At 70.1% G+C, this 17,785-nt stretch carries 15 protein-coding genes; 7 read left to right on the forward strand and 8 right to left on the reverse strand.

The annotated features are described in order from the left end of the window. Positions 1 to 332 precede the first annotated feature (332 nt). Genes tyrS through WA675_RS27440 form a run of 3 tightly spaced genes read right to left on the reverse strand, consistent with a single transcriptional unit; the run spans position 333 to position 2,750 of the window. Complete coding sequence (gene tyrS, locus WA675_RS21950; RefSeq protein WP_336086722.1) at positions 333 to 1,619, reverse strand: tyrosine--tRNA ligase; 1,287 nt, start codon at positions 1,617 to 1,619, stop codon at positions 333 to 335. Between the two features lie 2 nt (positions 1,620 to 1,621). Further along, positions 1,622 to 2,251 carry a DNA-3-methyladenine glycosylase gene (locus tag WA675_RS21955; RefSeq protein WP_442945694.1) on the reverse strand — a complete coding sequence of 210 codons (630 nt, stop codon included), beginning with the start codon at positions 2,249 to 2,251 and terminating at the stop codon, positions 1,622 to 1,624. Then, on the reverse strand, positions 2,133 to 2,750 hold the full coding sequence (locus WA675_RS27440) for a sigma factor-like helix-turn-helix DNA-binding protein (protein WP_442945695.1): 618 nt from the start codon (positions 2,748 to 2,750) through the stop codon (positions 2,133 to 2,135). The genes WA675_RS21955 and WA675_RS27440 overlap by 119 nt, the downstream gene beginning before the upstream one ends. Positions 2,751 to 2,890: 140 nt before the next feature. On the opposite strand from WA675_RS27440, the gene WA675_RS21965 reads away from it, so the two are divergent. The 4 genes from WA675_RS21965 to WA675_RS21980 all read left to right on the forward strand — a co-directional run bounded on the left by WA675_RS21965 (position 2,891) and on the right by WA675_RS21980 (position 6,607). Next, a complete protein-coding gene (locus WA675_RS21965; protein WP_336086724.1) occupies positions 2,891 to 4,402 on the forward strand; it encodes a multicopper oxidase family protein in 1,512 nt (503 codons plus the stop codon). 74 nt (positions 4,403 to 4,476) lie between these two features. Further along, positions 4,477 to 5,208 carry an ABC transporter ATP-binding protein gene (locus tag WA675_RS21970; protein ID WP_336086725.1) on the forward strand — a complete coding sequence of 244 codons (732 nt, stop codon included), beginning with the start codon at positions 4,477 to 4,479 and terminating at the stop codon, positions 5,206 to 5,208. Further along, a complete protein-coding gene (locus WA675_RS21975; protein ID WP_336086726.1) occupies positions 5,205 to 5,969 on the forward strand; it encodes an ABC transporter permease in 765 nt (254 codons plus the stop codon). The genes WA675_RS21970 and WA675_RS21975 overlap by 4 nt, the downstream gene beginning before the upstream one ends. A 17-nt stretch (positions 5,970 to 5,986) precedes the next feature. After that, positions 5,987 to 6,607, forward strand: coding sequence for a TetR/AcrR family transcriptional regulator (locus WA675_RS21980; protein ID WP_336086728.1), 621 nt, complete (start codon positions 5,987 to 5,989; stop codon positions 6,605 to 6,607). Between the two features lies 1 nt (position 6,608). Here the strand turns inward: WA675_RS21980 and WA675_RS21985 are convergent, their stop codons facing one another. The 4 genes from WA675_RS21985 to WA675_RS22000 form a co-directional block, all read right to left on the reverse strand. Continuing rightward, positions 6,609 to 7,418 (reverse strand): class I SAM-dependent methyltransferase, encoded by an 810-nt coding sequence (locus WA675_RS21985; protein WP_336086729.1) that lies wholly within the window; start codon positions 7,416 to 7,418, stop codon positions 6,609 to 6,611. An 81-nt stretch (positions 7,419 to 7,499) separates the two neighbouring features. Further along, positions 7,500 to 7,724: a Trm112 family protein gene (locus WA675_RS21990; protein ID WP_336086730.1), complete on the reverse strand. Its 225-nt coding sequence runs from the start codon at positions 7,722 to 7,724 to the stop codon at positions 7,500 to 7,502. Between the two features lie 9 nt (positions 7,725 to 7,733). After that, positions 7,734 to 8,177 carry a GtrA family protein gene (locus WA675_RS21995; RefSeq protein ID WP_336086731.1) on the reverse strand — a complete coding sequence of 148 codons (444 nt, stop codon included), beginning with the start codon at positions 8,175 to 8,177 and terminating at the stop codon, positions 7,734 to 7,736. After that, on the reverse strand, positions 8,174 to 10,411 hold the full coding sequence (locus WA675_RS22000; protein ID WP_336086732.1) for a hypothetical protein: 2,238 nt from the start codon (positions 10,409 to 10,411) through the stop codon (positions 8,174 to 8,176). The genes WA675_RS21995 and WA675_RS22000 overlap by 4 nt, the downstream gene beginning before the upstream one ends. 139 nt (positions 10,412 to 10,550) lie before the next feature. Between WA675_RS22000 and WA675_RS22005 the strand changes: the two genes are divergently transcribed. After that, entirely contained in the window at positions 10,551 to 11,675 is a 1,125-nt protein-coding gene (locus WA675_RS22005; protein ID WP_336086733.1) for a glycosyltransferase, read from the forward strand. Continuing rightward, a complete protein-coding gene (gene rffA, locus WA675_RS22010; protein WP_336086734.1) occupies positions 11,672 to 12,808 on the forward strand; it encodes a dTDP-4-amino-4,6-dideoxygalactose transaminase in 1,137 nt (378 codons plus the stop codon). Before WA675_RS22005 ends, rffA begins: the two co-directional genes overlap by 4 nt. A gap of 37 nt (positions 12,809 to 12,845) precedes the next feature. On the opposite strand, the gene WA675_RS22015 is transcribed toward rffA, so the two are convergent. Then, a complete protein-coding gene (locus tag WA675_RS22015) occupies positions 12,846 to 15,863 on the reverse strand; it encodes an AMP-binding protein (RefSeq protein ID WP_336086735.1) in 3,018 nt (1,005 codons plus the stop codon). Between the two features lie 510 nt (positions 15,864 to 16,373). On the opposite strand from WA675_RS22015, the gene WA675_RS22020 reads away from it, so the two are divergent. Beyond that, positions 16,374 to 17,780, forward strand: a complete 1,407-nt coding sequence (locus WA675_RS22020) for a family 2B encapsulin nanocompartment shell protein (protein ID WP_336086736.1) — start codon at positions 16,374 to 16,376, stop codon at positions 17,778 to 17,780. Positions 17,781 to 17,785: the final 5 nt, after the last annotated feature.

Raw genomic sequence — 17,785 nt, forward strand, 5'->3', positions numbered from 1 at the left:
AGAACCACCGAATTTCTTCAGATCTTCCGCAGGGCAACTGTTCCAGCCTAACTTCGCTTCCAGGCGATGTCAATCGTAACCCTGGTCACACAGTTGAGGCACTGTCAGGCGCTCCCCGTCCTACCTCGTTGTCCCTCGCCCGCCGGTCTCGAGGACCAGCGTCTCGGCTCCGGGTTGGTGTCCGTGTCGCTCTGACTTCCAATAAGTTACGCGCCGGATAACGCCGCGTCAAATCGCCTGGACAGCAGGGTATCTGCGCTGGTAGGCGCGGCGCGGCCAGGCGGCGCATCGGCCTGAATCACACAGATGTGATTCAGGCCTCCGCGACGGCTTCAGGCTATCCGACGGACACCGGCCATGTTCTTCTTTCCGCGACGCAGCACCAGCCACTGTCCGTGTAGGTAGTCGGCGTCGGCCGGGGTCCAGTCGATGTCGGTGACGCGCTCGTTGTTCACCGAGGCACCGCCCTCGTTGACCGCGCGCCGGGCCGCGCCGCGGCTCTCGCACAGGCCGGCGGCGACCAGCAGGTCGACGATCGTGCTCGGCTCCCCCGGGGTCACCTCGGCGATCTTGCCGTCCACCGCGGTCTCGCGCAGCGCGGCGCCGAGCGTGGCCTCGGGCAGTTCGCGCAGGTCACCGCGGCCGAAGAGGGCCTGGCTGGCCAGTTCGACCGCGTGGGTCTCGGCTTCGCCGTGCACCAGGGTGGTCATCTCGGCCGCGAGCTTCTTCTGCGCCTCGCGGGCGAAGGGGCGTTCGGCGGTGGCCTGTTCGAGAGCGTCGAGTTCCTCGCGGCTGAGGAAGGTGAACCAGCGCAGGTAGCGGATCACGTCGGCGTCGGCGGTGTTCACGAAGTACTGGTACCAGGCGTAGGGGCTGGTCAGCTCGGGGTCGAGCCAGAGGCTGCCACCGCCGGTGGACTTGCCGAACTTCTTGCCGTCGGCCGAGGTCACCAGCGGCACGGTGAGCGCGTGCACGTGCGCGCCGTCGACGCGGCGGTTGAGCTCGACGCCGGCGATGATGTTGCCCCACTGGTCGGAGCCACCGACCTGCAGCGTGCAGCCGTACTCGCGGCGCAGCTGCAGGTAGTCGTTGGCTTGCAGCAGCATGTAGCTGAACTCGGTGTAGGAGATGCCCTCGCCTTCCAGGCGCCGCTTGACGGTGTCGCGGGCGAGCATCACGTTGACCGAGAAGTGCTTGCCGACATCGCGCAGGAAGTCCACCGTGGACAGCGGCCCGGTCCAGTCCATGTTGTTGGCGATGACGGCGCCGGTGGGCGAGTCGTCCAGGTCGACGAAGCGTTCGAGCTGGCCGCGGATGCGCTGGGCCCATTCGGCGACGGTGTCGGTGGAGTTCATGGTGCGTTCGCCGACATCGCGCGGGTCGCCGATGAGGCCGGTGGCGCCGCCGGCGAGCACGATCGGGCGGTGGCCCGCGCGCTGGAATCGCTTGAGCGCGAGCAGCGGAACCAGGTGGCCCGCGTGCAGGCTGGCCGCGGTGGGATCGAAACCGGCATAGAGGGTCAGCGGCGCCGCGGCGGCGGCCGCGCGCAGTTCGTCCAGGTCGGTGGACTGCGCGATCAGGCCGCGCCAGGTCAGTTCGTCGAAGATGTCACCGGTCACGATCAGCCATCTTTCCGTATCCGGGTTGCGGCCCCGGCGCGGGGACTGCGCCGGTAGGCCGAGACCGCCGCGGAGGCCGGGAGCCAGAACCGCCAGGGCACCTCGGCGGCCAGGCTGACGCCCACGCGGGGTCCGGCGGCGATCTCCGCATCCGGCACCGGCGGGCCGAGGGTGAGGTGGATCGCGGAGAACGGATCGAACAGTTCGGTGCCGTAGTCGTCGAGACCGATGCCCAGGGCACTGCCGACATTGCCGGGGCCGCGGGCGAGGTCGAGATCGGTGCGGGCGGCGGGGCGGCGCTGCCGGGCGACCTCGAGGCCGTCGACCACCTCGCCCGCGCGGACCAGCACCGCACCGGCGACCCCGTCGAAGGTCGCGGTGACGTTGACACAGAGGTGAATTCCGTAGGAGCGGTAGACGTAGAGGCGCCCGGCGGGCCCGAACATCACCGCGTTGCGGGCGGTGGGGCCGGGCCAGGAGTGGGCGGCCGGGTCGGGCCACGGTCCGGCGGGATCACTGCCGTAGGCCTCGACCTCCACGATGCGCAGGGCCACCGGACCGGCGGACAGGGTCGCGCCGAGCAGCCTGCGCGCGGCGGCCGGTGGATCGACGGCGAGTTCCTGGGCGGACACGACGATCATTCTCGCCCATCCGCACGGCCTGAGCCGAGTAGGTCGGGGCCGTGGATGGGCCTGCGGGCCGCAGTGACCACCCCGCCGCCGTCGGACCAGCAGGTGGCATCCGGGCGGGGAGGTCCATCAGCGCGGCGAGGTCACCACCGGCGCAGGCGGCCATGAACCGGTCGGTGCTGCGGGCGCGGGGGGCGCGGTCGGTGTCGTAGCGCGGGCGGCGCGACCGCACGTGATCGCGGGCGCGGTGGGCGATCTGGCGCACGCTCGCCTCGGAACGGTCGAGGGTGTCGGCGATCTCGGCGTGCGAGTAGCCGAAGACCTCGCGCAGCAGGAACACCGCGCGCTCGACCGGGGCGAGGGTCTCGAGCACCACCAGCATGGCGGTGGAGACGGTGTCGGCCAGTGCGGTGTCCTCGACGTCGGTGACGGTGCCGAGCATGCGGTAGGCGGTCGCGAACAGCAGCCTGCGATGTTCGAGAAGCGGGTCCTGGTCGGGCATGTGTTCGAGGACAACCCCCGAAATGATTCAGATCGCATGAGTGTGACCTGCGGGAATGCCGGAAGTAGGGGGAAATTCGGGGTCCGGATGGGGGTCGCGCCCGGATGTGTGCGGACCCGGGTGCTCCCTACCGTCGGCACATGGTTTCTCTCCCGCGCCGCCTGCGCCGCGTCCTGCTCGGTACGGGCGCTCTCGTCGTCGTCCTGCTCACCGCGATCGCCGGTGGCGTCGCCTGGACGTGGTCCACCGCCGACATCTCCACCGTCGGCATCGAGTTCACCCGGCCGCTGTCCGTGCCGCCGCTGGCCGAGTCGACCGTCGAGGCCGACGGCACCCGCGTCTTCTCGCTCGACATGCGCAGCGGGACAACCGCGTTCGAGGACGGCAACGACATCGCGACCTGGGGCTTCAACGGCAGCTACCTCGGGCCGACGCTGCGGGCGAGCGCCGGGGAGCGGGTGCGGGTGAACATCCGCAATCAGCTGCCCGAGGCGTCGACCGTGCACTGGCACGGCATGCACCTGCCCGCCGCGATGGACGGCGGACCGCACCAGATGGTCGAGCCCGGCGCGAGCTGGACGCCGGAATGGACGGTGGCGCAACCGGCCTCGACGCTCTGGTACCACCCGCACCCGCACGGTGCCACCGAGGACCATGTCCGGCGCGGCCTGGCGGGCATGTTCCTGATCGACGACGCCGCCGCCGCGGAACTGCCGCTGCCGAACACCTATGGCGTCGACGATCTTCCGGTGATCGTGCAGGACGTCCGCTTGCGCGGGGACCGGCTCGACGGTACGCACGGGATCTTCCGCGATGTCGGTTTCCTCGGGGATCGCACGCTGGTCAACGGCACGCTCGCGCCGTATCACGAGGTCGGCGACGAACTGGTGCGGCTGCGGCTGCTCAACGCCTCGACCGCGCGGATCTACACCTTCGCCTTCGACGACGCCCGGCCGTTCGCGCTGATCGGCTCCGACGGCGGGCTGCTGGAACGCCCCGCCACCCTCGACCGGGTGCAGCTGTCCCCCGGTGAACGCGCCGAGATCGTGGTGCGGATGCGGCCCGGTGAACGGACCGTACTGCGCAGCGAACGCCTCGACGCCGGACTGGACTTCTGGGGCAACCGCTTCGCTGGGGGTGACGACCGCTTCGACATCCTGGAACTGCGCGCCGCGCCCACCCTGCGCGCATCCGCGCCGCTCCCCGTGGCTCTCGTTCCCGCCTCCACCCCCGACGGCAGTGACGCGGTGACCGAACGCCGCTTCGACCTGACGCTGTCGGGGATCAACGGCGCGGAGATGGCGATGGACCGCATCGACACGACGGTCACCCGGGGGACCACCGAGATCTGGGTGGTGCGCAATACCGACGGCATGCCACACAACTTCCACGTCCACGACGTGCAGTTCCGGGTGCTCGACTACGACGGTGGGGCACCGCCGCCCGCGCTGACCGGGCCCAAGGACACGATCTTCCTGCCGCCGAACACCACCGCGCGCCTGGCGCTGCGTTTCGACGGACCGGCCGATCCGGACACCCCGTACATGTATCACTGCCACCTGCTCTGGCACGAGGACCTGGGAATGATGGGCCAGTTCGTGGTGGTCGAACCCGGTCAGCAGGCGGGCACGCCGCACGGACACGCCCACTGACCCTTGCCGTGACGGACCGGTCGCGCTAAATTCATCACGTAGTGAATTCAACACTTGATGAATTGAGTCGGCCCATGTCGCACACATCCCCGCCGCCAGCTGTCGAGGTCACCGAGCTGACCGTCCGGCGCGGGCAACGCACCGTCCTGCCCGGCCTGTCGATGCGGATCCCGCGCGGATCGATCACCGGGCTGCTCGGCCCCTCCGGCTGCGGCAAGACCACCCTGCTGCGCAGCATCGTCGGCACCCAGCTGGTGCGGTCGGGCACGGTCACCGTGCTCGGCGAACCCGCGGGCAGTGCCGGGCTGCGGCGCCGGGTCGGGTACGTCACCCAGGCGCCGAGCATCTACGCCGATATCAGCGTGCGCGAGAACGTCGCCTATTACGCCGCGCTCTACGGACGCGACCGCGCCGACACCGAATCCGCGCTCACCGCCGTCGGTTTGGCCGAGCACGCCGACCAGCTCGGCGCCCAGCTCTCGGGCGGGCAGCAGACCAGGGCCTCGCTGGCGTGCGCGCTGGTGGGCAAGCCCGAACTGCTGGTGCTCGACGAACCGACCGTCGGGCTGGACCCGGTGCTGCGGGTGGAACTGTGGAAGCAGTTCCGCGAACTGGCCGCGGCCGGGACGACGCTGCTGGTGTCGAGTCACGTGATGGACGAGGCCGACCACTGCGACACGCTGCTGCTCATGCGCGAGGGCGCGCTGCTGGCCCAGCTCACCCCGGACGAGCTGCGCGAACGCACCGGCGAACAGAACCTCGAGACGGCCTTCCTCGCCCTGATCACGCTGGGAGCGAACGCATGAACACCCTGCTGCGGCCATACACCGCCACCACCGGCCGGATCCTGCGTCAGCTGCGCAACGACCGCCGCACCGTCGCCATGATCCTGGTGGTGCCCGCGCTGCTGATGGCGTTGCTGTACTTCATCTACCGGGACGCCCCGCGCCCGGCGTTCGCGCCGCTGACGCTGTTCGACCGCGTCGGCATCACCATGCTCGGCATCCTGCCGTTCGTGGTGATGTTCCTGATCACCGCCATCGCCATGCAGCGCGAACGCACCTCGGGCACGCTCGAACGCCTGCTCACCACGCCGCTGAGCAAATTCGATCTGCTCGCCGGTTACGGCACCGCGTTCTCGCTGGCGGCCGCGGCCCAGGCCGCCGTCGCCTGCGCGGTCGCGTTCTGGCTGCTCGGTATGCAGGCGGCCGGGAATCCGGGCTGGGTGATGCTGATCGCGATGGTCGACGCGGTGTGCGGGGTCGGGCTGGGCCTGCTGGCCAGCGCGTTCGCGCGCACCGAGTTCCAGGCGGTGCAGTTCATGCCGGTGATCGTGGCGCCGCAGATCTTCCTGTGCGGGTTGCTCGTTCCGCGCGATCAGCTGCCCCGCTGGCTCGAGGTGCTCAGCGATGTGATGCCGTTGAGCTACGCGGTGGACGCGCTGCAGCAGGTCTCGGTGTACCCCGAGCCGACCGCGACGATGTGGCGTGACATCGCCGTGGTCGCCGGATTCGCGGTGGTGGCGCTGGCATTGGCCGCCGCCACGCTGCGGCGGCGGACCGCGTGACCCGATAGGAGGAGAGCATGAGCGGCGAGGGATCCCGGCCCGGCAGGCGCAGTGGGCGCAGACCGGGCAAGGTCGACACCAAGGCGGCCATCCTGGACGCCGCCCGGACCCGGTTCGCCGAGTCCGGTTTCGACAAGACCTCGATCCGGGCCGTCGCCGCCGACGCCGGGGTGGATCCCGCGCTCGTGCACCACTATTTCGGCACCAAGCAGCAGTTGTTCGCGACGGTCGTGCAGTTCCCCGCCGACCCCGAGGTGACCCTGTCCACCATCGACGCGGCACCGCTGGACGAACTGGGCGCCACGATCGTGCGGGCCGTGGTCACGGTGTGGGACTCCCCCGCCGGACCGGGCGTGGTGGCCATGGCGCGCAGCATGATCGCCGGGGAACCGACCCTGGCGCGCTCGTTCCTGCTCGAGGTGGTGCTGGAACGGGTACGCGCCCGCATCGCCACCGCCGCGGACGACGGACACGCGCGGGTCGCGCTGGTGGCCGCGCAGATGGTGGGGCTGCTCATCACCCGCAAGGTGATCGGCCTGGAGCCGCTGGCCTCGATGCCACTGCCCGAGGTGGTCGCCGCGATCGGCCCGAGCATGCAGCGCTATCTCACCGGCGAGATCGGTGCCGCCGCAGGGTGATTCAGGCGGCGGCGCGCACCCGGACGATGCTCGGCGGGATGTCGCGCAGCACCGGCAGCCGGTCGAACAGCGGCGTCAGGGTGGCGAGCGGGCCGTGCGAGGGTCCGTAGCAGGCGATCTCGACCGCGTCGACCCGCGGGCTCCACCCGCGCAGCAGGGCCGGGACGGTGCTGCGCCGCACACCCCACGGCATGGGCGGCGCGGTGTAGTCGGGGGTCTTCTGGAAGCCGCGCAGGGTCTTGCGGGAGAACCAGGGCGGGATGGTGTCGAACATCAGCTCCACGCCGGGGAAGCGGTCCAGGATCGCGGTCACCAGGCGGCGCACATCTTCGGGGTCGAAGTACATGAACAGGCCCTGCGCGGTGACGAACACGCCGTGCGCGGTATCGACCTCGTCGAGCCAGGACAGGTCGAGCGCGCTGATCGGCAGGTAGCGGGTGCGCGACCCGGGCGGCAGGAACCGGGTGCGGATCTCGATCGCCTCGGGCACGTCCACGCAGACCCAGCGCACCCGGCCGTCGTCGCAGCGCTGGAACTGGGTCTCCAGCCCGGCGGCCAGCTCGACGACGGTGCCGCCGGGATGCGCGGCCAGCCACGGCCGCAAGGCGGCGTCGAAGCGGGCCGCGCGCACGGCATGGGTGCCGTCGGGCGCGCCGAAGGCACGGTGGTAGTCGAAGTCGATGGCCTGGTAGAGCCGCACGGCCTCCGGGTCGTCGAGGACGGCGTCGGGGCGACGGACCTCGCAGGCCCGGTTGTGCAGGGTCCAGAGCATGGTCAGCGGGATTCCGCTGAGTGCGACGTCATCGGCCATCGGACACCCTCTCGTGTGCGGGCGCGACGGCCCGGACGGCTTGCCTCGGTAAGGCAAGCCTAACTCGAGATCGGGCTGAGGTCAGGACTCCGAGGCGAAGAATTCGTGTTCGGCGTCGGTGACATCGCGGGCCTCGTCGATCAGCAGCACCGGAATGCCGTTGTCGATCGGGTATGCCCGGCGCAGGCGGGGGTTGTAGAGCACGCTCGCGCCGTCTTCGGTACGCACCAGCTGCAACGGGCCCTTGTCCTGGGGGCAGGCCAGCAGGCCGAGCAGGGTTGCGTCGAGGGTGGATTCGTGCGCCATGCGCCTAACCTACCGCGCCCGCCGGAACGAGATGTAGCGGTGTCCGAAGAAGCTCAACACCGCGACCAGCCCCATCACGATCACCGAGGCGGGTTCGGCGGGGAAACCGAGGACGGTGGCCGCGAACTCCACCAGGATCACGTTGAGCACCAGCCCGCCCGCGTTCACCCCGCAGAAGGCCACGAAGTCGCGCAGCACCCTCCCGCGCACCCGGAACACCAGGGTGCGGTGCAGCACGAAGGCCACCAGGGTGCTCACCGCGTAGGCGGCGACCACGGCCAGGCCGGGCCTGCCGTCACCGAGCACCCGCAGCCAGAACACCACCAGCGCCATGCCGAGCAGGGTGTTGAACCCGCCGACCAGGGCGAAGGCCAGTTCCTGGCGTTTGACGATCCGCAGCAGCGGGCCCGGCGTCTCCAGGACACCGCCTGCCGTGGCCGCCTCGGTGGTCATCGCAGCGCGTCCACGAGTTCGGGATCGTCGTCGGGGACCGGGGTCTCGACCGGCGCTTCCCGCTCGTCCTCGGGCTTGCGGCCGCGCAGGTACAGCCACTGCAGCAGGGCCAGTCCGAGCAGGCCGGTGGCGATCGCGGCGCCGCCGATCTTCCAGCCCGGCGGGCGCCAGGTGACGTCGAGGGTGGCGTCGCGGGTGCCCGCGGGGATGTCGACCGCGACGAAGCTCTTCGCGACCACGTCGAACGGGATGTCCTTGCCGTCCAGGCTCACCCGGTAGCCCGGCCAGCCCAGCCGGGCGAAGACCACCCGGCCGCCGGTGTCCGAGCTGACCCGCACGCGGCTGGTGGTGTCGGTTTCCGACAGCGAGACCGCGGTGACGTCCTCGGCCGCGGAGATCCGGCCGTTGCGGGTGGAGATCAACCCGTCCTCGCGTTCGAGCACGGCGATGTACTTCTCGTGGCCCGGGTAGTCGACCCACCGCCAGCCGGTGGGGGCGGGCTGGTCGCGGGCGTCGGGGTACAGCGCGGTCTGCAGGACGACCCGGTCGACGTTCATCAGGTCGACGATGGTCTTGCCGGTGGACGGCTCCACCGCGAAGGCGCGGCGGAAGGCGTCGGGGCACACGCTGGTGTCCCAGCGCATGCAGAGCATGTCGCCGAACCAGTAGTGCCCGTTGGGGGTGTACCCGCTGACGTAGGTGCGCTCGATGTCCTTGGCGTAGTTGCCGAACACCAGTGACCCGTAGGCGCCGTCGAGGGTGCGCTCGCCCGGCTGGATCAGCGCGCGGTCACCCAGTTGCAGGGTGGTGCCCGCGAACTCGGGGAACGCCGCCTTCGCCGCGGCCCGGTCGCTGGGCAGGTTCCAGCTCATGGGTGTCGGTTGCGCGCGTTCGACCTGCACGTAGGCGATCGGGAACACCGCCACGATCGCCAGCGCGACCGCCGCCGAGGTGCCCTTGCGCAGGGCCAGCCACACCATGCCCGCGCCCAGGGCCGCCACGGCGGCCGCGGCGAGCAGATGCGCGGGCACGTGGTGCGGGTCGGCCGAGAACGACCGCACCCACAGCAGCCCGATCAGCACGGCCGCGGCGACATACCGCGACCGCCAGTCCTTCACCGTCGCGAAACGCCCGAGCAGCACGCAGACCAGCAGCAGCAGACCCAGCGCCACCATCGGCAGCACGCGGGCGGGCCAGCGCAGCGGGCCGATGGTGCCGGGCCCGGCGGTCCACATCAGCGCGGCCACCGCGAACAGCCCGATGCCGGTCAGTTCGCGCCAGGCCGCGCGAGCCCTGGCCCAGTCGATGAAGGCCAGCGCCGGAATCAGGAACCAGGCGATGTAGACGACCGGCAGCGGCTGGACATAGCCCCACCAGGAGGTGAACGCGGGCAGCGTCGAGGGCAGGCTGGCGTTCAGCGATTCCGACCACGGCACGGTGAGGAACTGGTCGTTGTTGATCTGGGCGGTGCCGCGCCAGGTCACCTTGGCCGAGAGCATGCTCGGCAGATAGGTGGCCAGCCCGGCCAGCGCCGCCAGCCCCGAGACCGTGAGCAGCTTCAGCGAGGGCCGCCAGGCGCGCTGGTAGACCAGCTCGCCGATCGCGACGGCGCCGATCATCAGACCGGCCTCCACCGCGGGGAAGATGTACTGCACCGAGATCGCCAGATACAGGTAGCCGAACACCGGGATAGGCCCGCCCCGCCCACGCGCGTAACGCACCCCGGAGGCCCAGGCGTGCACCATCCACGCGGTGCCGGTGAACGCGGTCATCCAGCTGGCCTCGTCGAAGAACAGCAGCCAGCCGGTGAACGGGATGGACACCCCGGCCAGCGCCGCCCACTGCACCCGCGCGCCGTAGGCCAGGCAGATCCGGTAGACACCCAGGCCCAGGATGATCGCGAAGATCAGCTTCACCACGGTCGCGTAGAGCACCAGGTTGTCCACCGAGGGCGCGATCAGGTCGATCAGCAGCTGCGGCGGATTCAGCAGGCCCGCTTCCTCGATGGCGTAGTTCCCGGCCATCCAGTGCTCGGGCACCATCACCGGCAGATCCCCGTCGCGCAGGCGCCTGCCCAGCATCACCCACAGCGGGACGTACTGGGATTCGGTGTCGTCGGTGTAGAAGTGCCGGACGTTGGCGAGCACCACCGCGCCGTACCCGGCGATCACGCCCAGGGAGGTGAGCAAGCCCCACAGGTACACGGCCCGCCGGGAAGGGGTTCTACTTTCCACCACGAGGACCAGACCCTACAGGTACGCGGCGGAAACGCCCACCGCCACACAGGCCATGGCGCAGCAGCCGACTCACCGTGTTCCGGTGTTAAAGTTCGCAGCACTGTTGGGTCTGTTCCGGTCACACCGAAAGTCGACGATGCCGATTCCTTCCGCACACTCGTCCCGGCTCGGCGCCGTGCTGCACGCGGGCGCGTCCGATCGTGGCAGCGGGCCGGGCACGGTCCACTCGGTGTCGGTCGTGGTCCCGATCTACCGGGGCGAGGAGACGATCGCCGCGCTGGTCGCCGAACTGGACCGGCTCACCGGGCCGACCACCTCGGTGGCGGGCGCGCGCTTCGCGATCGAGGAGATCATCCTCGTCCACGACAACGGCCCCGACCGTTCCGATGTGGTCATGCAGGAACTCGAACGGAACTACCCGCAGGTGCGGGCGGTCTGGTTGAGCCGAAACTTCGGCCAGGACGCGGCGACCATCGCGGGCATGGCGGCGGCGCGGGGCGACTGGATCGTCACCATGGACGAGGACGGCCAGCACGACCCGGCCTTCATCGCCGATTTCCTCGACGCCGCGCTGGCCTCGCGCGCGGATCTGGCCTACTCCAAGCCCGCCAACACCCGGCCGCACGGTTTCCTGCGCAACCTCACCTCGCGCGGGGCGAAGATTGTGCTGGCCACGGTGTTCGCGTTCCCGGATTCCACCCGGTTCGAGAGCTTCCGGCTGATCCGCGGCGATATCGGCCGTCAGCTGGCCGAGGTCGCCGCCAACGGCGTCTATCTCGATGTCGCGCTCACCTGGGTGGTCGGGCGCACGGTGTCGGTGCCGGTGGTGCTGCGCGCCGAGGGCCGCGACGAGTCCGGCTACAACTACCGGCGGCTGTTCTCGCTGTTCTGGAAGATGGTGCTGTGCAGCGGCACCCGCGGCCTGCGGCTGGTGAGCATGCTGGGGATCTCGCTGGCGCTGGCCGGGGTGATCATGGCCGCGGTGGTCGTGGTGCAGGCGCTGACCAACAACGACAACAACGACCCCGAGGGCTGGGCGTCGATCATCGTGGTGCTGCTGCTGTGTTCGGGCGCGATCCTGTTCTCGCTCGGCCTGATCGCCGAGTATCTCGGTGTGGCGCTGCACATCCTGGTCGGCAAGCCGCTGTATCTGACCGTGCAGACCCCCACCCCGCGCCCGGACACCCTGCACGCGCCTGCCGCGCACCATCGGATCGAGGCCGCGGTTTCCGCCGCGGCGGAGAAGGGCCACCGCGAGTGAGCGACCGCATCATCTTCAGCAGGCCGTTCCGCGCGGCCGCCGAACGCGCCAACCTGATGACCGTGCTCGATTCCGATCACAGCCACGGCGACGGCCAGTTCACCAAGTCGGCCACCGCGCGGATCAAGGCGATCACCGGCGCCGAACACGCGCTGCTCACCACCTCCTGCACGCACGCGCTGGAACTGGGCGCGCTGCTGCTCGAACTCGGCCCCGACGACGAGGTGATCGTCCCGAGCTTCGCGTTCACCTCCGCCGCCACCGCCATGGCGCTGCGCGGCGCCACCTGCGTGTTCGTCGACATCGACGACAGCACCGGCAATATCGACCCGGCCGCGGCCGCCGACGCCGTCACCGCGCGCACCAAGGCGATCCTGGTGATGCACTACGGCGGGGTCGCCGCCGACATGGCGCCGCTGCACGAGCTGGCCGCCCAACACGGTCTGGCCGTCATCGAGGACAACGCGCACGGCCTGGGCGGCACCTGGCGCGGCAGGCAGCTGGGCACCATCGGCACCCTGGGCACCCAGAGTTTCCACGACACCAAGAACGTGCACTGCGGCGAGGGCGGCGCGCTGCTGCTCTCCGACGAGATCCTGATGAGCCGCGCCGAGATCATGCGCGAGAAGGGCACCGACCGGGCCCGGTTCCTGCGCGGCCAGGTGGACAAGTACTCCTGGCAGGACATCGGTTCGAGCTATCTGCCCAGCGAACTCAACGCCGCCGTGCTCGACGCGCAGCTGGCCGAGTTCGACACCATCCAGGCGGGCAGGCACCGCGTGTGGGATACCTACGCGGCCGCGCTGCCCGGCTGGGCGGCGGCCAACGACGTGCGCCCGATGACCGTCCCCGCCGATCGCGGCCACACCGCGCACCTGTTCTATCTGCGGATGCCCACCGAGGACAGCCGCGACGGCCTGATCCGCCACCTCGCCGAGCACGGCATCGTCGCGCCGTTCCACTACATCCCGCTGGATTCCAGCCCGGCCGGGCTCAAGTACGGCCGCACGCCGGTACCGTGCACCCGCTCGGCGAACTTCTCGGCCACCATCCTGCGGCTGCCGCTGTGGCCGATGCTCGACGCCGCGCAGCTCGACCGCGTCCTCGACGCGGTCACCGCCTACCGGGTGTAGCGCCCCGCGTGGCCGGGCAGGCCACGCGGGGATCGCCTCAGTTCCCCTCGAACAGCACCGCCGCGGCGGCCTCGGTGAGCACACCGTAGGTGTCGCTGGACCGGTCGTAGACCCAGGTACCGGGGCCCGCCTGCGGGAGCCCGGCGGCCTGTACCGCCGCCGCCGAGGGCCGGAAGCTGGGGCTGCGCGGGATGTCGTCGACGACGTAGACCAGATCGGGGCGCTGGTCGCGGTCGAGGGCCCGCATCGCCTCGGTGACATCACCCGGTTCGATCCGGAAGCCGGTGCGCACGCTCAGGGCGGCCACGGCCAGCGTGCCCGCGGCGGTGGGCAGCGCGAAGGCCACTTCCATGTCGACGGCGGTGATGTCGTTGAGCACGTCGACGATCGGCTGGGTGAACACCGGTCCGCGCGGCGTCCGGATGACGGTGTCGCGGCGGTCCAGCAGCCAGTAGTCGCCGTCGCTGTCGCGACGGAACAGGTTCTCGGTCGGCCACCAGGCGTCACCGGCCTTGAACACCCCGCGCAGGCCGCCGTCGGAGATGTCGCCGCCGTCGACGGCCTTGCCCAGCAGCAGGCCCGGCTCGTTGTCGGCGCAGCGCCGCGCGAAACCGCTGTCGCCCACCAGGATCTGCTCGCTGATCGGGTCGTAGGCCACGAGTTCCACCCGGGCGGTGCTCGGCACCGGCCTGCCCTTGGAGCCGATCTTGGCGCCGGTCACATTGGCCAGCACCACATCACCGTCGATGGAGGCGTAGAACTCGAGCACCCGGGCGGGCTCGAACTGCTCGACGGTGCGCCGCCACAGCCCGGCGGGCATGCCGGAGCCGATGAACAGCCGGATCGGGTGGTTGTGCCCGGCCGGGAAGACCTGCGCGTCGAGCAGGTCGCGCAGCATGGTCCAGGTGTAGGTCACCACGGTGACGCCGTAGCGGTGCACCTCGGCGGCGAAGCGCCCGGGATCCATGTCCATCGGGCGGGCCAGCGCGATCCGGCTGCCGCCCGCGATGGCACCGCCGAGGCTCACCAGCAGCCCCGAGGAGTGGTGCAGCGGGGCCAGGCAGTACACCGTGTCGCGGCGGTCCAGGTCGGCCGCGCTGGCGGTACCGAAGGCCGACAGGGCCCAGCGGTGGTTGGTGATGTATTTGGCCTCGAGCCGGTCACCGGAGCCGAGCACCAGCACGAAGGCCAGTTCGCGGGCCAGGCCGGGGTTGGGGCGGTACCAGGCGGGCACCCGGACCCGCGCCGGGTCGACCTGCTCGAGATCGATCACCCGCTCGCCGGTGGGCACCGCCAGCGTCCGGGTGGCGCCGCCGCCGAGCACCAGCACCCGCGCGCCGGTCGCCGCGGCTGCCCGCAGGTTCTCCGGGTCGGTGATCAGCGTCTGCACGCCGGTGAGCTCGATGGCCCGGTCCAGTTCGGCGCCGGGGGCCAGCAGCACCGCGACCGCGCCGAGGCGCGAGAGCGCGGCCACCGAGGCCAGCGCGCTGGGCCGGGTCTCCATCATGATGCCGACCCGGGTGGCGGGCCGGATACCCACCGAGATCAGGCCGCGCACGATGTTGTCGACGCGTTCCTCCACCGCCGCGTTGGTGTGCACGCGGTCGTCGAAGAGCACCAGGTCCTTGTGCGGGGCGCGGCGCGCGTGCTCGGTGAGCAGCTTGCCCAGCGAGATGCGCGTGTGCGGCTGGATCATGCCGAGACGGGTCAGCCGGGGCAGCGCGCGGGCCGCCTCGCCCGCGAGCTCGACCGAACCGCGAATCGTATTGCCCGCGATGCCTTCCAGCGCCTTGCCCACGCCCGCGCCCGCCTCGGCCAGGGTGGCCGCGGTGTGCACCACCCGGGTGGCCGCGGTGCGCGGGGCATTGCTGGGCACGTGCTCGCGCATGGGCGCGATCGCCTCGGGCAGGGTGCCGTTGCCGTCCATCCAGCCGATCCAGTCGCGCACCAGCGGCCAGGTGTGGTTGGTCGCCATGGAACCGGCCACCAGCCCGAAGTGCCCGGCCACCAGGCTGGCCTCGTAGACCTCGGCGTTCGGGGCCGCGCGCACGATGCCGCGCACCGCCGCGGGCTGACCGATGTCGTCGACCTCACCGACGAAGGCCAGGATCGGGCACTTCAGCTCGGCCAGCGACACCGGATGATCGCGGATCACGAAGCCGCCCAGCATCATCCGGTTGTGCGCCACGAACTGCTTGAGCAGATCGGCCACCGCCGGGCCCGAATACCCCACCCAGCCGTCGCTGTTCAGGAACCGGCGCTGACGTTCCTTGGGCAGCAAGGCTTCCCGGTCGTGCAGCTGCAGCAAGAAATCGATGCGCGACTTGGCGGTCTTCACCGGGTCGAGCATCTGGAAGCCCACCCGCACCATGGACTCGGTGATCGGCAGCCGGTGCATCACGTGGTCGGCCAGGAAGTCGGCGACGTCGGACACCAGCCCGTAGGGCAGCCCGAACGGCATGCCCGCGACGATGTCGACCGGGCTGCCGAAGGTGACGATGGAGGCCACGCCCTTGCCGTAGCGGTAGGCGGTGGTCTGGTAGGCGAACATGCCGCCCTGCGAGTACCCCATCAGGTGCACCTGCGCGCCGGTGGCCTCGCACACGGTGTCGATGGCCGAGTTCACCGCGAGCACGTGGTCGGCCAGGTCACGTTCCCAGCCGCCCTCCTCGGTGGCCGGTGACCCGAAATCGATGACCCAGCAGTCCACGCCGCTCGCGTGCAGGATCCCGACCGCACCCCCGGCCGCGTTCACATCCCAGATGTCGGCGTTGACCATCAACGGCGGCACCAGCAGCGCCACCGGACGCCCCGGCGTCGTGTCGTCGGGGAAGTAGTGCCGCAACCGGTACATCCGTCTGCGCTCGACGACCTCGAACGGCGAGGACTCCACGTCGTGCGACAGACCGCCGAAGCGGATCACCTCCAGCCCGTTCTGCGCGGTAGCCAGCAACCGCTGCATCGAACCGACCACACCCTTTGGACTGATATCCACTGTTCCCACCTGGCCTACCCTGCTGAAAGTGACACACCTCACACACCCCGATGTGCTCATATGAGCTAACCACACCGGACCTCCATTATGTGTCGGCTGTGACACGCCGCATGTTCCGGCGATTCGCATCACAACCGCTGCTCAGCGGCACCGCGCCGACCCCGGCCCCGCGGCGCGGCCCCGGGCACGCGCGGCCCGGCGACAGGCACCCGGCAACCCCGGTGCGCGCCGTTCGAGAATAGCCACCGCCGCCGCGGTTCCGGCACCGCTCGGCGATTCATCCCAGGACATCGATCGCGCCGCAATCGCCTACGGCACAACAGATCTCCCGGTCACAGACGTGTTTTCCGGATTGTGCCGCACACGGCCGCCCCTTGGCCCTACCATCGATCACGTCCGGAACGCACTGCCCCGCATCACCTTTCGCGAAGTACCGTTTCACACGCCCGGTTCGATCCGCGCAGGACCATTCTCGATTCGCATCGTTGCCCACCCCCAGCCTGTCGGCGCATCGTCGCGCCACGCAGGCCGATCGGCCGTGCCGATTTCCGTCCCGAGGTGAGGATCTTCATGACCATCGAAATGCCGCTGCCCACAGACAATTCCGTCCGCAAGAGCCTCAGTACCACCGCCGCTCATCAGCTGGCGCACACCACCAAATCCGAGCCGCAGATGCAGGGCATCAGCTCGCGCTGGCTGTCCCGCGCGCTGCCGTGGGTGCAGGTCGCGGGCGGTATCTACCGCGTCAACCGAAGGCTCACCCATACCGTCGGCAACGGCGAAGTCGAATTCGTCGTCGACGGTTCCCGGGCCCGGGTCATTCCGCAGGAATTGCGCGAACTGCCCGCGCTGCACGATATCGACGACGACCAGCTGTTGCGCCCGCTGGCCGAATTGTTCGTGCAATACGATCTGGATCCCGGTCATGTCGTCGCCGAATTCGGGAATCCGATGGACCAGGTCGTCCTGGTGGTGCACGGAAAACTCGCCAGGATCGGTTCCGGGGAATACGGCGAATCGACCAAACTCGGCATGCTCTCCGGTGGTGACTACTACGGCGAGGACATGCTCACCGACCCGTCCGCGATCTGGCCGGACACCGTCAAAACGGTGACCAGAACCACCGTTCTCTGTCTGCCCAGGGCCGCCTTCGAACAATTCCTGGACAACAATCCCGAACTGGCCGCCATTCGCTCCGACGACGCCCGGACGACCCCGCGAACACAGAACTCCAAGGGTGAGGCCGATATCGAGATCGCCTCCGGCCACTCCGGGGAACCCCTGCTCGAGGGCACCTTCGTCGACTACGACGCGAGCCCCCGCGAGTACGAACTCAGCCTCGCCCAGAGCGTGCTGCGCATCCACACCAGGGTGGCCGATCTGTTCAACGACCCGATGAACCAGATCGACCAGCAGCTGCGGCTGACCGTCGAGGCCCTCTACGAGCGCCGCGAATACGACCTGGTGAACAATCCGGAATTCGGCCTGCTGCACAACTGCGATCTCAAGCAGCGCATCACCACCGAATCCGGCGCGCCGACCCCGGACGACATGGACGAGCTGCTCAGCATGCGCCGCGGCACCAAGTTCTTCCTCGCGCATCCCAAGGCGATCGCGGCGTTCGGTCGCGAGTGCTCGCGCCGCGGCCTCTACCCCGACCCGGTGGAGTACCAGGGCTCGCGGGTGCCCGCCTGGCGCGGGGTGCCGATCCTGCCGTGCGGCAAGATCCCGGTCAGCGGCACCCAGACCACCTCGATCATGGCCATGCGCATCGGCGAGAAGGACCAGGGCGTGGTCGGCCTGCACCAGACCGGCATCCCCGACGAGTACGAGCCCAGCCTGAACGTGCGGTTCAAGCAGATCGACGACCAGTCGATCATGTCGTACCTGGTGAGCTGCTACTACTCGGCCGCGGTCCTGGTCCCCGACGCGCTCGGCGTACTCGACGACGTGCTCGTCGCGCGCCGGGCCGATTGATCGGC

Origin of the sequence: Nocardia sp. SSK8 (assembly GCF_037034205.1) — a bacterium.
Classification (GTDB): Bacteria; Actinomycetota; Actinomycetes; order Mycobacteriales; family Mycobacteriaceae; genus Nocardia.

Bases quoted from the DNA above. Each gene is read 5' to 3' on its own strand.
- WA675_RS21990 (WP_336086730.1), bottom strand. From the start codon at position 7,724: ATGGCGCACGAATCCACCCTCGACGCAACCCTGCTCGGCCTGCTGGCC.
- WA675_RS21970 (WP_336086725.1), top strand. From the start codon at position 4,477: ATGTCGCACACATCCCCGCCGCCAGCTGTCGAGGTCACCGAGCTGACC.
- WA675_RS21985 (WP_336086729.1), bottom strand. From the start codon at position 7,418: ATGGCCGATGACGTCGCACTCAGCGGAATCCCGCTGACCATGCTCTGG.
- WA675_RS22015 (WP_336086735.1), bottom strand. From the start codon at position 15,863: ATGAGCACATCGGGGTGTGTGAGGTGTGTCACTTTCAGCAGGGTAGGC.
- WA675_RS21980 (WP_336086728.1), top strand. From the start codon at position 5,987: ATGAGCGGCGAGGGATCCCGGCCCGGCAGGCGCAGTGGGCGCAGACCG.
- WA675_RS21965 (WP_336086724.1), top strand. From the start codon at position 2,891: ATGGTTTCTCTCCCGCGCCGCCTGCGCCGCGTCCTGCTCGGTACGGGC.
- WA675_RS21975 (WP_336086726.1), top strand. From the start codon at position 5,205: ATGAACACCCTGCTGCGGCCATACACCGCCACCACCGGCCGGATCCTG.
- WA675_RS27440 (WP_442945695.1), bottom strand. From the start codon at position 2,750: ATGCCCGACCAGGACCCGCTTCTCGAACATCGCAGGCTGCTGTTCGCG.
- WA675_RS21995 (WP_336086731.1), bottom strand. From the start codon at position 8,177: ATGACCACCGAGGCGGCCACGGCAGGCGGTGTCCTGGAGACGCCGGGC.
- WA675_RS22005 (WP_336086733.1), top strand. From the start codon at position 10,551: ATGCCGATTCCTTCCGCACACTCGTCCCGGCTCGGCGCCGTGCTGCAC.
- WA675_RS22020 (WP_336086736.1), top strand. From the start codon at position 16,374: ATGACCATCGAAATGCCGCTGCCCACAGACAATTCCGTCCGCAAGAGC.